The sequence below is a fragment of the Janthinobacterium woesei genome (assembly GCF_051380875.1).
Lineage (GTDB): Bacteria > Pseudomonadota > Gammaproteobacteria > Burkholderiales > Burkholderiaceae_D > Janthinobacterium.
Window position 1 is genome coordinate 149,702 of the sequence record NZ_JBNYXW010000005.1, and the last position, 13,603, is coordinate 163,304.

Annotated in this window: 12 protein-coding genes; 10 read left to right on the top strand and 2 right to left on the bottom strand. The window is 60.0% G+C overall.

The window, feature by feature from the left end:
* The first annotated feature begins 114 nt into the window (after positions 1-114).
* From ACQ4W6_RS06895 to ACQ4W6_RS06940, 10 genes are all read left to right on the top strand, one after another.
* Positions 115-1,098, top strand: a complete 984-nt coding sequence (locus ACQ4W6_RS06895; RefSeq protein ID WP_436566438.1) for an ABC transporter substrate-binding protein — start codon at positions 115-117, stop codon at positions 1,096-1,098.
* Between the two features lie 224 nt (positions 1,099-1,322).
* A complete protein-coding gene (locus ACQ4W6_RS06900; RefSeq protein WP_436566439.1) occupies positions 1,323-2,126 on the top strand; it encodes a cytochrome C assembly family protein in 804 nt (267 codons plus the stop codon).
* On the top strand, positions 2,123-2,383 hold the full coding sequence (locus ACQ4W6_RS06905; protein ID WP_436566440.1) for a PP0621 family protein: 261 nt from the start codon (positions 2,123-2,125) through the stop codon (positions 2,381-2,383). The genes ACQ4W6_RS06900 and ACQ4W6_RS06905 overlap by 4 nt, the downstream gene beginning before the upstream one ends.
* A 118-nt stretch (positions 2,384-2,501) precedes the next feature.
* Positions 2,502-3,596, top strand: a complete 1,095-nt coding sequence (locus ACQ4W6_RS06910; RefSeq protein ID WP_436566441.1) for a sigma-54 interaction domain-containing protein — start codon at positions 2,502-2,504, stop codon at positions 3,594-3,596.
* Positions 3,574-4,185 (top strand): 1,6-anhydro-N-acetylmuramyl-L-alanine amidase AmpD, encoded by a 612-nt coding sequence (ampD, locus tag ACQ4W6_RS06915; protein WP_436566584.1) that lies wholly within the window; start codon positions 3,574-3,576, stop codon positions 4,183-4,185. The genes ACQ4W6_RS06910 and ampD overlap by 23 nt, the downstream gene beginning before the upstream one ends.
* 386 nt (positions 4,186-4,571) lie before the next feature.
* Complete coding sequence (locus ACQ4W6_RS06920) at positions 4,572-7,523, top strand: ribonucleoside-diphosphate reductase subunit alpha (protein WP_436566442.1); 2,952 nt, start codon at positions 4,572-4,574, stop codon at positions 7,521-7,523.
* 118 nt (positions 7,524-7,641) lie between these two features.
* Complete coding sequence (locus tag ACQ4W6_RS06925; protein ID WP_436566443.1) at positions 7,642-8,793, top strand: ribonucleotide-diphosphate reductase subunit beta; 1,152 nt, start codon at positions 7,642-7,644, stop codon at positions 8,791-8,793.
* 74 nt (positions 8,794-8,867) lie between these two features.
* Complete coding sequence (locus tag ACQ4W6_RS06930) at positions 8,868-9,098, top strand: hypothetical protein (RefSeq protein WP_436566444.1); 231 nt, start codon at positions 8,868-8,870, stop codon at positions 9,096-9,098.
* Positions 9,099-9,640: 542 nt separating this feature from the next.
* Positions 9,641-10,735 carry a transcriptional regulator gene (locus ACQ4W6_RS06935; RefSeq protein ID WP_436566445.1) on the top strand — a complete coding sequence of 365 codons (1,095 nt, stop codon included), beginning with the start codon at positions 9,641-9,643 and terminating at the stop codon, positions 10,733-10,735.
* Positions 10,736-10,818: 83 nt separating this feature from the next.
* Positions 10,819-11,352, top strand: coding sequence for a YggT family protein (locus tag ACQ4W6_RS06940; protein WP_436566446.1), 534 nt, complete (start codon positions 10,819-10,821; stop codon positions 11,350-11,352).
* A 50-nt stretch (positions 11,353-11,402) separates the two neighbouring features.
* Here ACQ4W6_RS06940 and ACQ4W6_RS06945 read toward each other — a convergent pair whose 3' ends face one another.
* Positions 11,403-12,341 (bottom strand): carbohydrate kinase family protein, encoded by a 939-nt coding sequence (locus ACQ4W6_RS06945; RefSeq protein WP_436566447.1) that lies wholly within the window; start codon positions 12,339-12,341, stop codon positions 11,403-11,405.
* Between the two features lie 12 nt (positions 12,342-12,353).
* Entirely contained in the window at positions 12,354-13,601 is a 1,248-nt protein-coding gene (locus ACQ4W6_RS06950; protein ID WP_436566448.1) for a DUF3426 domain-containing protein, read from the bottom strand.
* Positions 13,602-13,603: the final 2 nt, after the last annotated feature.

Consider the following 13,603-nt stretch of genomic DNA (forward strand, 5'->3'; position numbering starts at 1 on the left):
ATAAAAAATACTTTTCTCACTCCAGCACACGGTACTATCTCTGCATAATAAAAAAGCAGTGTTTCCTTGCCTGCATCGCAGGCAATTCCAACCACCGTGAAACAGGAGAAGCAGATGCAAAAAATCGTCACCTTGAAAACCAGTCTTGCTGCCGCAGTCATGTTGACATTGAGCGTAGGCGCAGCTCAGGCACAGGAAGTCGTGCGCCTGGGCAACTTGAAATTTGCCCACTACGGCGCCGTGTCCTATATCAAGGAAATCGCGCCCAAGTGCGGCATCAAGGTGGAAGAGCATATCTTCGCCAAGGGCCTCGATGTGATGCAGGCGATCATCGCGGGCGAACTGGACGTGGGCGCGACGGCGTCCGAGGCGGCCATTTCCGGCCGTGCGGGCGGTGCGCCGATCTATGTGGTGGCCGGCTTTGCCAAGGGCGGCGCGCGCCTGGTGGCGGGCGCCGAGCAAAAAATCACCAGCGTCAAGGATTTGAAGGGCAAGCGCGTGGGCGTGACGCGCGGCGGCATCCAGGAAGTGCTGCTGCTGGCCGAGCTGGCGCAGAACGGCTTGACGGTGTCGGAAACCAAGGGCAAGGATGTGCAACTGGTCTTCCTCGCTTACGCGGACTTGAACCAGGCGCTGATGGGCAAGAATATCGATGCCATGATGCAATCGGAGCCGCAATCGTCGCAGGCGATCAACAAGGGTTTCGGCGTGGAAATCCTGAAACCGTACGATACGCCGATTGGCGAGCCAGTGCGGACCATGGTGATGACGGAAAAGTTTTACAAGGAACGCCGTCCCGTGGCGGAAAAATTCATGCGCTGCTTCGTCGAAGCTACCAAGACCTTCATCGACAGCAAGCCGACGGCGGAGAAATACGTGCGCGAAGTGATTTTCCGTGGCCAGATCACGAAGGATGACTTCGACGACGCGATCAGCAATTCGCCGTATTCGTATGACATCACGCCCGAGCATATCCAGGTGACCACCGATGTGATGGTGAAAACGGGCGTGGGCCGCATGACGAAGCCACCCGTGGCCAAGGACTGGGTCAAGACGGATTTGCTGGAGCAGGCCAAGAAGAGCCTGAACGTCAAGTAAGCCGATAGCCAGAGTGCTTGATGGCCCACTTAAGCGGGCCATCATTTTTGCGCAGCATACTAATATAGACAGGCGCTGCGCCGCAGCGCGAAAGATTTGGAAATCTTGAGGGTGCGCCACCCCGTCACGCCTCAGGCGCGATATCATGGCAGGCTTGCATCGGCGCCCTGGCGCCCATGCTGTCGCTTGAATCGCGCTTGCCGGCTATGGTGTAAACTTAAAACATGCAGACTTACTTCTTTCTCATCGCCGCCCTGTTGTATGCGGTGTGTGCGTTGCTTCCCTCTCCCCGGGCCCGGCTCATTGCCAGCCTGACAGGCATTGCGTGGCTGGCGCACGCCGCTACGCTGTGGTTCGACCTGATGGCGCCGGGCACCTTGCGCTTCGGCTTTTCCGCCATGCTGTCGGCCGCGCTGTGGGTCTCTGTGGGCGCTTACTGGATAGAGAACCGCAATTTCAGCCTCGATGGACTGCGCCGCATGGTCATGCCCAGCGCCGTCATCGCCATAGGCCTGGCCTGGGCCTTTCCTGGGAGCCAGGTCAGCATGGACGGCAAGTCGGCCGTCTTTGGCTGGCATATCGCGGTCGCCGTGCTCGCCTACAGCACCTTGACGATTGCCGCCTTCCACGCCGTGCTGATGGCGCTGCAGGAGTCGCGCTTGCATACGCGCAGCGAAAGCCGGGGTTTCATCGGCAGCGCGCTGGACCAGTTGCCAGCCCTGCTGACGATGGAGAAGTTGCTGTTTCGCATGATTGGCCTGGGTTTCATCTTGCTCAGCCTGACGGTGCTGTCGGGCATCGTCTTTTCCGAACAATTGTTTGGCAAGGCTCTGAACTGGGATCACAAGTCCGTGTTTACCATGTTGTCGTGGCTGCTGTTTGCCTCCTTGCTGGCCGGACGCCGCTTCCGTGGCTGGCGCGGCAAGACGGCGCTGAGTTTTACCCTGGCTGGTTTCGCTACCTTGCTGCTGGCCTATGTCGGTAGCCGTTTTGTACTTGAAGTGGTTTTACACCGAGGATTCGCATGACACGTGTTTTGTTTTGGCTGGCGCTGGTGTTTCTGGTGCTGTTTGCTATCCGCAGCAAGATTCGCGGCATGCAGCAGCGCGCCCGTGAGCAGCAGCAACAGCCGCCGCACCCGTTTGCGCCGCCAGACCGGGTTCAGGAACTGCCTGACGCCGAGCTGATGCTGTGCTGCGCCCAATGCGGCGTGTACTATCCCGCGTCTGAAAACGTGCAGGCCAGGGGCCACGATTACTGCAGCCACGCGCACGCCACGCTGTAATAGATAGTGAGCGCAGGTGCTGCGCATTGCTCTTCCGTATCGTAACGTCCCCTTTTGCCCGCCAGGCGTAGCATCTGCACGAAGCGGCCCCGGTCGCCATCGCAGAAAGGCCAGCCCCATGTTCAGCTCCAGCCCCAGCTCCAGCTCGCGTACCGTGGCCGTCACCGACCAGATACCAGCCAACGGCAGGCCACCCGCGCTGCAATTGATCGGCAATTCGGCCGCCATGCAGGCGCTGCGCGCGCAGATTAGCCGCATCGCCCGCTGCGGTGCGCCGGTGGCCATCCGTGGCGAGTCGGGCAGCGGCAAGGAGCTGGCGGCGCGCGCCATCCATGCGCAGGGCGCGCGTGCCGGTTTCCCGTTTATCGCCGTCAATTGCGGCGCCATTCCCGAAGCGCTGATGGAGGCGGAGTTCTTTGGCTGCCGCCAGGGCGCCTATACGGGGGCGTTGCATGAGCGCCAGGGCCTGTTTCAGGCGGCACACGGAGGCAGCCTGCTGCTCGATGAAGTCGACGACTTGCCGCTGGGCATGCAAGTGAAACTGTTGCGCGCGCTGCAGGAGCGCCGCGTGCGCAAACTGGGCGGTAGCAGGGATGAGGCCGTTGATGTGCGCATCCTGTGCGCCAGCCAGCATGGCCTGGCGCGCGGCGTGGCGGCCGCGACCTTTCGCCGGGATTTGTATTACCGGCTCAATGTGATCGAGCTGGCGGTGCCGCCGCTGCGTGAACGGCTGGCCGATCTGGAGGTATTATGTGAGGCAATCCTGGCGCGCCTTTCGCCGCAGCAAGCCGTGCGCCTGGCGCCGCCCGTGCTGGCGGCGCTGGCCGGCTATGCGTTTCCTGGCAATGTGCGCGAACTGGAGAACCTGCTGGAACGGGCGCTGGCCTTTGCCGACGACGGCGTGATCGCCCCCGATGGCCTGGGTTTGCCATCGTTGGCTGGTGTCACGCCGCTGCGGGCGCCGCCGGCAATGCCGGAGCGGCAACTGTCCCTGCCGGGCATGGCACCGCGCAGCGTGGCGCCAGTCTTGCCGCTGGCATTATATTTATGCCAGGCCGAGCGGGAAATGATCACGCTGGCGCTGGTGCGGGAACGCTATCATCGTGGGCGGGCGGCGCGGCAACTGGGCATCAGCGTGCGCCAGTTGCGTTACCGGATGCAAAAGTTGACGATACAGGAGCCCCAGCTTGATGATGGCATGGAAGATAAATGACGATGGCTGGTGCGACGGCGCCGTGCGCTACGATTCGCCGTACCAGGATGCCCGCCCGGAAGGCGCGCAAATCGATTTGCTGGTGATCCATAACATCAGTTTGCCCGGCGGCCACTTCGGCGCGCCGCATGTGTCGGACTTGTTTACCGGCCGGGTAGATTATAATGCCGATCCTTCTTTTGCCGACCTGCGTGGTTTGCAGGTCTCGGCGCACTTTTTTGTGCGGCGCGATGGTGCGCTGCTGCAATATGTTTCTGCTAGCCAGCGCGCCTGGCATGCCGGTACGTCCACCTTTGAGGGCCGTCCGCAGTGCAATGGATATTCCATCGGTATCGAAATGGAAGGCTCGGACTTTGTCCCCTTCCAGGCACAGCAATATCGTGTCCTGGCGGCATTGACGGCGGCCCTGGTGGAGCGCTACGGACTGACCCAAGTGCGTGGTCATGAACATATCGCGCCGGGAAGGAAGACGGATCCCGGACCGTTTTTCGACTGGCATTTTTATCAAGAATGCTGGCTGGAAACCCTTGGCCGACAGCCTGCGTTAGCGCTTACTTCGCGGGCATTGGGCTTTCCATCCATGCCCTGAAAAGTCAACCGAAATCGTAGAAGAAAGTACAAAAAATTACGCCAACGGATGCCGGAAAACTATTGCATCCCATTTCGATGGGTACTACAATTAGTGAAGAAATCGAATTTAATAACTATATCTAGTGCCATCTCAGACGTTTTCAGAATTATTGTCAAAGCTATCCTGTTTGCCGGTATGGCAGCTGGAACTGGCGCTTCACCACCCTTGATCGTGTTTCGCGCCAGCCGGCAGTGAAGGTTGGCGGTATGAATTCTGACTTTGCATTATTTGCTATTTGGCAACAAAAATTACCTGAAGAAACCCTGAATATCGGGCGTTCTATTCAACCACACACACGCGGCAGCAAAACTGCAGGCTGACTTTAGCTGACAACGGGAGCTTCAATGCAATCACCACAAGATATTTCCAACCATCCAACGCCAGTATCGCCAGCGCCAGGCGCGGCCAATAGCGTGGCGAGCACGGGCGCAGCCATGGGCGACTATCGCATCATCCGCCGCAACGGCGCGGTGGTGGCATTTGAGCCTTCGAAGATCGCCATCGCCATGACCAAGGCGTTCCTGGCCGTGAACGGCGGCCAGGGCGCAGCCTCGGCACGCATCCGTGAACTGGTGGAACAATTGACGGACGGCGTCGTGGCAGCGCTGGTGCGCCGCCACCCGGGCGGCGGCACCTTCCATATTGAAGATGTGCAAGACCAGGTGGAACTGTCGCTGATGCGTTCGGGCGAGCACGACGTGGCGCGTGCCTACGTGCTGTACCGCGCCAAGCACATGGAAGAGCGCCGCCTGCAGAAGGAAGCGCAAGGCGGTGCCGCACAAGTTGCAGCGCCACAATTGAACGTGACCGATAACGGCGTACGCCGCCTGCTGGACATGCAGGAAGTGCGCGACCTGATCAGCGCCGCCTGCGCCGGCCTGGAAAAGCACGTCGATGCCGACGCCATCCTGGCCGAAACCGTGAAAAACCTGTACGACGGCGTACCGGTCGAAGAGCTGCACAAGTCGGCCATCCTGGCGGCGCGCGCGCTGATGGAAAAAGACCCGGCTTACAGCCAGGTCACGGCCCGCATCCTGCTGCACACGGTGCGCAAGGAAGTGTTTGGCAAGGAAGTGCCGCAAGCGGCTGCCGCCAGCGAATACCTGACCTATTTCCCGGCATACATCGCCAAGGGCATCGCCAATGACCTGCTGAACCCGGTACTGGCCAGTTTCGACCTGGAGCGCCTGGCGAAAGCCATCGTGGCCGACCGCGACTTGCAATTTGGCTACATTGGCCTGCAAACCCTGTATGACCGCTATTTCCTGCACATCCATGACGTGCGCATCGAAATGCCGCAGGCGTTCTACATGCGCGTGGCCATGGGCCTGTCGCTGAATGAAGCGGACCGCGAAGCGCGCGCCATCGAGTTCTACAAACTGCTGTCCTCGTTCGACTTCATGAGCTCGACGCCGACCCTGTTCAACTCGGGCACCCTGCGCTCGCAGTTGTCGTCGTGCTACCTGAGCACCGTTTCGGATGACCTGGAAGGCATCTACGACGCCATCAAGGACAATGCACTGCTGGCCAAGTATGCCGGCGGCCTGGGCAACGACTGGACGCCAGTGCGCGCCCTGGGCGCCCACATCAAGGGCACCAACGGCAAATCGCAAGGCGTGGTGCCGTTCCTGAAAGTGGTCAACGACACGGCCGTGGCAGTCAACCAGGGCGGCAAGCGCAAGGGCGCCGTCTGCGCCTACCTGGAAACCTGGCACATGGACATCGAGGAATTCCTCGATCTGCGCAAGAACACGGGCGACGACCGCCGCCGCACGCACGACATGAACACGGCCAACTGGATTCCCGACATGTTCATGAAGCGCGTCATGGAAAAAGGCGACTGGACCCTGTTCTCGCCGAGCGAAACGCCAGATTTGCACGACCTGGTCGGCAAGGCCTTTGAAAAGGCTTACCTGGGCTATGAAGCCAAGGCTGCCGCTGGCGAAATGCGTTCCTTCAAGAGGATCGCTGCGCTGGACCTGTGGCGCAAGATGCTGTCGATGCTGTTTGAAACGGGCCACCCATGGATCACTTTCAAGGATCCTTGCAATATCCGCAGCCCGCAGTCGCACGTTGGCGTCGTCCACAGCTCGAACCTGTGCACGGAAATCACCCTGAACACCGGCCCTGATGAAATCGCCGTCTGCAACCTCGGTTCCGTGAACATGCCGGCGCACATGAAAGAAGGCAAGCTCGATCATGTCAAGCTGGCCAAGACCGTGCGCACTGCCATGCGCATGCTCGACAACGTCATCGACATCAATTACTACGCCGTCGAGAAGGCGCGCAACTCGAACATGCGCCACCGTCCGGTTGGCATGGGCGTCATGGGCTTCCAGGATTGCCTGCACATGATGCGCATCCCGTTTGCCTCGAACGAAGCCGTGTCGTTTGCCGACACCTCGATGGAAACGGTGTGCTACTACGCCTACCTGGCGTCGACGGAACTGGCCGAAGAGCGCGGCCGCTATGAATCGTACGCCGGTTCGCTGTGGGATCGTGGCATCCTGCCGCAAGATTCGGTCAAACTGCTGGCCGAAGAGCGCGGCGGCTACCTGGAAGTCGATTCCTCGTCGGCCATGGACTGGACCCCGGTGCGCGAACGCATCGCCAAGTTTGGCATGCGCAACTCGAACTGCGTGGCCATTGCCCCGACGGCGACGATTTCGAACATCATCGGCGTGTCGGCCTGTATCGAGCCGACGTTCCAGAACCTGTATGTGAAATCGAACCTGTCGGGCGAATTCACGGAGATCAACGGCTACCTGGTGCGCGACCTGAAGGCACGCGACCTGTGGGATGAAGTCATGATCTCCGACCTGAAGTACTTCGACGGCTCTCTGGTGAAGATCGACCGCATCCCGCAAGACCTGCGCGATATCTACGCCACCGCCTTTGAAGTGTCGCCAAGCTGGCTGGTGGAAGCGGCTTCGCGTCGCCAGAAGTGGATCGACCAGGCCCAGTCGCTGAACATATACATGGCTGGTGCGTCGGGCAAGAAGCTGGACGAAACCTACAAGCTGGCATGGCTGCGTGGCCTGAAGACCACCTACTACCTGCGTACCATCGCCGCCACCCACATGGAGAAATCGACCTCCAAGACGGGCGCCCTGAACGCCGTGGCAGTCGACGGCGGCATGTCGGCCAGCGCACAGAGCGCCCAGGCAGCGATCGTGGCAGCAGCAGTTGCCGCCGCAGCGCCAGTGGTGGCAGCGGCAGCGGACGACGCCGATGGCGAAGCCTGCTACCTGCGCCCGGGTGATGACGGTTTCGAAGAATGCGAAGCCTGCCAGTAAAATTTTAGTTGTCAGCCCGGCACGGCCGGGCTGATTCAATGTTGTTAATGTCCGCATTGTCCGATACAACGGGCCTGTTGCGGAACGCCGGCACGCCGGCAAGGAAAGGAAGAAGATTATGTCGTTGTCATGGGATGATGAAACCACGTCGGCAGCTGTGCCGCGTCCGGCGCAGCAAGCGCCACTGGGAAATACCGATTTGAACCTGCCGGCCGGTGCCGAGCCGTCCGAAGCGAACGCCGAGCAAGTGGCGCGCCGCGTCAATGCCGATGACAAGCGCATCATCAACGGCAAGACCGACGTCAACCAGCTGGTGCCGTTCAAGTACAAGTGGGCGTGGGATAAATACCTGGCCGGTTGCGCCAACCACTGGATGCCGCAGGAAGTGAACATGCAGCGCGATATCGAGCTGTGGAAGAACCCGAACGGCCTGACGGACGACGAGCGCCGCCTGGTCAAGCGCAACCTGGGTTTCTTTGTTACCGCCGATTCGCTGGCCGCCAACAACATCGTGCTGGGCACGTACCGCCACATCACGGCGCCAGAGTGCCGCCAGTACCTGCTGCGCCAGGCGTTCGAGGAAGCGATCCACACGCACGCTTACCAGTACATCGTTGAGTCCTTGGGCCTGGATGAAGGCGAGATCTTCAACGCCTACAACGAAGTCAAGTCGATCCGCGACAAGGATGAGTTCCTGATTCCGTTCATCAACACCCTGACCGACCCGGCGTTTACCACCGGCACGGTGGAAAACGATCAGAAATTGCTCAAATCGCTGATCGTTTTTGCCTGCCTGATGGAAGGCCTGTTCTTCTACGTCGGCTTCACGCAGATCCTGGCGCTGGGCCGCCAGAACAAGATGATGGGCGCTGCCGAGCAGTACCAGTACATCCTGCGCGACGAATCGATGCACTGCAACTTCGGCATCGATTTGATCAACACGATCAAGATGGAAAACCCGCAGCTGTGGACGGCCGCCTTCCGCGAAGAGATCAAGGTCCTGTTCATGCAGGCAGTGGAACTGGAATACGCGTACGCCGAAGACACCATGCCGCGCGGCGTGCTGGGTCTGAACGCGCCGATGTTCAAGGGCTACCTGCGCTTCATCGCCAACCGCCGCGCCCAGCAGATCGGCATCGAGCCGCTGTTTGCGCAGGAAGAAAATCCATTCCCGTGGATGAGCGAGATGATCGACATGAAGAAGGAGCGTAACTTCTTCGAAACGCGCGTGACCGAATACCAGACCGGCGGCGCGCTGAACTGGGAGTAATCCTTCGCCATCAAACGCCCAAGGCGCCGTCACTGTGACGGCGCTTTTTTTTTGAATGCCTGGATGACGCGCGCATGTTCCCGCTGCCGCGCCAGCGGCGATCCGGGGCGAAAAGTACCGCTGCCGCAGGACGCGCAAAAAGCGCTATCGGCAAGCTTGCGCTGGTCACCTGCGCGGCGGAAAAAGCGTACCTAATCGAGCGATGCGACGAGGTCCACGCCAGGTTTTTCGGCTGTCATGAACGGCGCCATTGCAGGTGGAAAAAATCGTTTCCGGATGCGCTTGCCGCGGCATTTGCCGTGTGATTGTGCGATAGCACGCGTATCATGCAAAAAAGCCTGCGAAAACGCGTCGTGCCGGTTGCGCATTGACAAGGTTTTCGTGTACTTTATGAGATTGCAAATGCGAGCGTTAGAATGCGGGGTTTTTTAACCTGCGCGGTAACGAAAAAACCTCGCAAAACAGGGATACAGATTTACACGGATATGCACAAAACCACACCGTTTTCGTCTGCCGCCGTGCCCGAATTTTTTCAGGCATGGCGGTTTTTTATTTGACGTATCGGTGTTGTGGCGAGCGCGATGCGAGGAGCGAAAAAACGCACGGCATCGAAAACGAATGACCGAATTCAGACTTTGCCACCAGCTGCGAGATAAAGCAGGGTGGCACCGACGATGGCTGAAGTGCTGCAAACGTGAGGAGTTGCAGCAGTTCAGCTGGTGCCGAATTCATTAGCGCAAACGACCGTTTGTGCCGATGAATAATTCGCCTGGCCTATCCCTGTGGTGGGTCGGACGGGTTTAAATCTTGTAGCTTAAATTTCTCATCTCAGATGAAGGAGAGACAAATGGCAACAGCCGCTAAGAAATCAGAAGTAAAGAAACCAGCCGCCAAGGCTGCTCCTGCCGCGAAGAAGCCGGCAGCCGCAGCGAAGACGGTTGCCGCTAAACCAGCTGCCAAAGCCGCAGCAAAACCAGCCGCAAAACCAGTCGCCAAAGCCGCAGCCAAGCCTGCAGCAAAAGTGGCAGCAAAACCAGTAGCGAAAGCAGCAGCGAAACCAGCGGTCAAGGCCGCAGCAAAACCGGCAGCCAAGCCAGCAGCGAAAGTTGCAGCGAAACCTGTCGCCAAGGCGGCAGCCAAGCCAGCGGCGAAAAAAGCCGTTGCCAAGCCAGTGGCTAAAGCTGCAGCGAAACCTGCCGCCAAGGCAGCAGCCAAGCCAGCGGTGAAAAAAGCCGCAGCGAAACCTGCAGCCAAGGCAGCAGTTAAGCCTGTCGCCAAAGCGGCAGCCAAGCCAGCGGCGAAAAAAATCGTCGCCAAGGCGGTAGCCAAGACAGCAGCGAAGCCAGCAGCAAAAGCTGCAGCCAAGCCTGCGGCCAAGGTAGCAGCGAAGCCAGCAGCAAAGGCAGTCGCCAAGCCAGCGGCGAAAAAAGTTGTCGCCAAGGCGGTAGCCAAGCCAGCAGCCAAAGCAGCGGCTAAGCCAGCAGCGAAAGCCGCAGCCAAGCCTGCCGCCAAAGCGGTAGCGAAGCCTGCGGCCAAGCCGGCAGCGAAAAAAACCGTCGCGAAACCAGCAGCCAAACCGGTCGCCAAGGCAGCAGCGAAGCCAGCAGCAAAAGCTGCAGCCAAGCCAGCAGCGAAAGTAGCGGCCAAGCCAGCAGCGAAAGTAGCGGCCAAGCCAGCGGCCAAGGTTGCAGCGAAACCTGCAGCCAAGCCAGCAGCTAAAGCAGCAGCGAAACCTGCCGCCAAGCCAGCCGTGGCAGCAGCACCGATAGCCGCAGCGCCAGCGGCACCAGCCGCCGTGGCCGCCAAGAAGGCCGCGCCTAAAAAGGCCGCCCCGAAGAAGGCCGCTGTTGCCAAGCCATCGGCACCTATCGCACCTGTAGCAAAAACCGTGTTGGCACCGGCCGCAGCCTGGCCATTCCCAACCAGCACCCGCCCATCGTAATTCCCACGATACGGATGCCTGGATGAGGCAACACGCCGCTGTGTGACTCAATCACACAGCGGTTTTTTTTTGGAGAATTTGTCGTGCTGATCGTTATCCTTACATTGATCGTTGATACCATTGCCACATTGCTGGGCGGGGTCTTGCTGCTGCGTTTCTGGATGCAGGCGGTACGCGTACGCCCGCCATCGTCCGTGGCGCAATTCACCTTTCAATTGTCCGACTGGCTGGTGCGCCCCTTGCGCCGCGTGGTACCTGGCGTGGGCGGGTATGACTGGGCCAGCCTGATCGGCGCCTTCCTAATCGTCTTGCTGGCCAGTATGGTCTTGTTGATTTCCGGCTATCCCTTCGAGGCGGTGCTGCTCAAGTCGCTGCAACGCTTCCTGCAATGGATACTCTACGGTTTCATGGCCTTGCTGATCATCGAAGCCATCTTCAGCTGGGTTAACCCGCATGCGCCGCTGGCGCCGTTCGTCCGGGCCCTGAACGAGCCGCTGCTGCGTCCGATACGCAAAGTCGTGCCTTTGATCGGCAGCCTGGACCTGTCGCTGCTGGCGGCCCTGATCTTGCTGCAGATCGCGCAAGTGCTGGTGGGGATGATTTTTGTGGTGAGGTAAAACGAAGAGGCCGGCCTGGCGCTTGCGCACCAGCCGGCCTGGTTGACATATTAATAGCGGTAGCCGAACGCCGCTTCAAACTGGTCGGCGATGCTTGCTGGCGTAAACACATGGTTTTGCGCGCCCTGGGTGGCGATCTTGATGGCGCCCAGCAGGCTGGCCAGGCGGCCGCTGGTTTCCCAGCCCAGGTCGTTGGTAATGCCGAATAGCAAGCCCGCACGGTAGGCGTCGCCACAACCGGTCGGGTCCAGCACTTCCTTGGCGGCCACGGCAGGAATGTCGATGCGCTTGCCGTCCGTATAAATTTCCGAACCCTTTTCGCCGCGCGTGATGATCAGCGCTTCCAGGCGGCTGGCGATCTCCGGCAGGGTCAAGCCCGTGCGTTCCATCAACATTTCTATTTCATAGTCGTTGGCGGAGACATACGTGGCTTTGTTGATGAAGTCGATCAATTGTTCGCCGTTAAAGCGTGGCAACTGTTGACCTGGGTCAAACATGAAGGGAATGCCCAGGTCGGCCAGGTCGGCAGCGTGCTTGAGCATGCCCAGGTCGCCGTCCGGCGAAATGATGGCCACCTTGGCTGCGCCTGCATTGGCAACCGGGTTTTCATGCGCGAACGACATGGCGCCTGGGTGAAAGGCGTTGATCTGGTTATTGTCACTGTCGGCCGTGACGAAGCATTGCGCATTGTAGCTGTCGGCCTTGATCAGGATGTTGGCGGTGGGAATGCCCAGTTTTTGCAGGCGTTCCAGGTAGGCGGCGCTATCCTGGCCCATGACGCCGACGATGCGCGGGTCGCCGCCCAGCATTTTCAGGCTGTAGGCGATGTTGCCCGAGCAACCGCCGAACTCGGTGCGCATGGTGGGCACGAGGAAGGAAACGTTTATTTTGTGCAACTGGTCGGCCAGCAAGGACTCGCCGAAACGGCCGGGAAATTGCATGATGGTGTCGGTAGCAAGCGAGCCGCAGATCAACGATGTTTTAGTCATGATAGTGTGCTGTTAAGGGTAAAAGATGGCGATATGGTAGCCAGACGCCGTGAGTTGATCTAATGCAAAATACACTTTGATGGTTTGTTCCGAGCGCGGTGCCAGCCCCTTGCTGACGTCGATGCTGGCTGGCAGGTAGTCGCGCGGCGCGATGACACGGCGCAATACCGGCTTGTCATTGGCATCATTGAGGATCAGTTCGATACTGGGCCAGGCTTGCACGCTGCGGCTTTGGTTGCGCAGCAGGGACACGTAGGAGAAGGTCTGTTCCTTCAGGGTTTGCAATTCGCCCTGCTCGATGGACAGCGCCTCGATCTGGGCCGGCAAATCGACCTGGCAGCCGCTCAGCTTGCACAGCGCCACCAGGCTCGGCTTCCACTGAGGAAACTGCGCCGCCAGCGGATTGCGGAAGGTCGTCATCACTTGTACGAATAGCAGGATCAGCAGGGTGACCGAGCCGATGGCCATCGCCACGCGCAGGGCCTTGCCGCTCTGTTCGCGGTGCCGGCCCTGGGTCACGAAGGTCGGTTCGTCGTGGCTGGCAAGCGGCGCGGCTTCAGCGTCACCAGCGGCTTGATCCCGCGCAATGGCTACGGCGGGCAACGATGCGAATGATTGGTCGGAAAAAGTGGGTTCCTGGCGCACGGTGGCCGGTGGCACGGGCTTGTCCAGGCTGATTTTAGGCGCAACAGGCTGTGCTGGCGCAACGCCGGCTGCCAGGCTCGGTTCGCGGCGGCTGTCGCGCAAGTACGTGGCGAAGGCGGGCGCGTCATCGACCTGGCGGCGCTTGAACGGCGCCATCGGCTGGGGCAGCGGAGGTTCGGGCCGGTTGGCCGGTATTTCGACAGGCACATCGACAGGCATATCGACAGGCGCGTCGGCAACTGCATCGGCGGGCAGGCCGACGTCGAGATCAAGCTCGATGTGTTCGCTATCGTCCTCGTCTTCCTTGCGCTGCGCCGTTTCCGGCAGGATGCCGAACGGATCGAACGAGGTGTCGAAGTCGAGGCAATAGATGGGTTCGTCGTCCGTGGCGGACGGCAGGCAGTCTTCGGCCGGGTACGGGGAGGGCTGCGGGACGGCAGCGCCGGGGCTGGAGGTTAAAAACGGCGATGCCGCAGCTGGATCGACCAGTGCGGCATTGCCGTCAAAGACTTCCCTGCACGTGCCACAGCGCACGATGCCCCCACGTAACTTCAACTGGTCAGCAGCGACCCGAAATATCGTGTTGCAATGGGGGCATTTGGTGGCGAGGGCCATTG

Coding starts and splice junctions, on each gene's coding strand:
- ACQ4W6_RS06950 (WP_436566448.1), bottom strand. CDS start 13,601: ATGGCCCTCGCCACCAAATGCCCCCATTGCAACACGATATTTCGGGTC.
- ACQ4W6_RS06910 (WP_436566441.1), top strand. CDS start 2,502: ATGTTCAGCTCCAGCCCCAGCTCCAGCTCGCGTACCGTGGCCGTCACC.
- ACQ4W6_RS06895 (WP_436566438.1), top strand. CDS start 115: ATGCAAAAAATCGTCACCTTGAAAACCAGTCTTGCTGCCGCAGTCATG.
- ACQ4W6_RS06945 (WP_436566447.1), bottom strand. CDS start 12,341: ATGACTAAAACATCGTTGATCTGCGGCTCGCTTGCTACCGACACCATC.
- ACQ4W6_RS06925 (WP_436566443.1), top strand. CDS start 7,642: ATGTCGTTGTCATGGGATGATGAAACCACGTCGGCAGCTGTGCCGCGT.
- ampD (WP_436566584.1), top strand. CDS start 3,574: ATGATGGCATGGAAGATAAATGACGATGGCTGGTGCGACGGCGCCGTG.
- ACQ4W6_RS06930 (WP_436566444.1), top strand. CDS start 8,868: ATGTTCCCGCTGCCGCGCCAGCGGCGATCCGGGGCGAAAAGTACCGCT.
- ACQ4W6_RS06935 (WP_436566445.1), top strand. CDS start 9,641: ATGGCAACAGCCGCTAAGAAATCAGAAGTAAAGAAACCAGCCGCCAAG.
- ACQ4W6_RS06905 (WP_436566440.1), top strand. CDS start 2,123: ATGACACGTGTTTTGTTTTGGCTGGCGCTGGTGTTTCTGGTGCTGTTT.
- ACQ4W6_RS06920 (WP_436566442.1), top strand. CDS start 4,572: ATGCAATCACCACAAGATATTTCCAACCATCCAACGCCAGTATCGCCA.
- ACQ4W6_RS06900 (WP_436566439.1), top strand. CDS start 1,323: ATGCAGACTTACTTCTTTCTCATCGCCGCCCTGTTGTATGCGGTGTGT.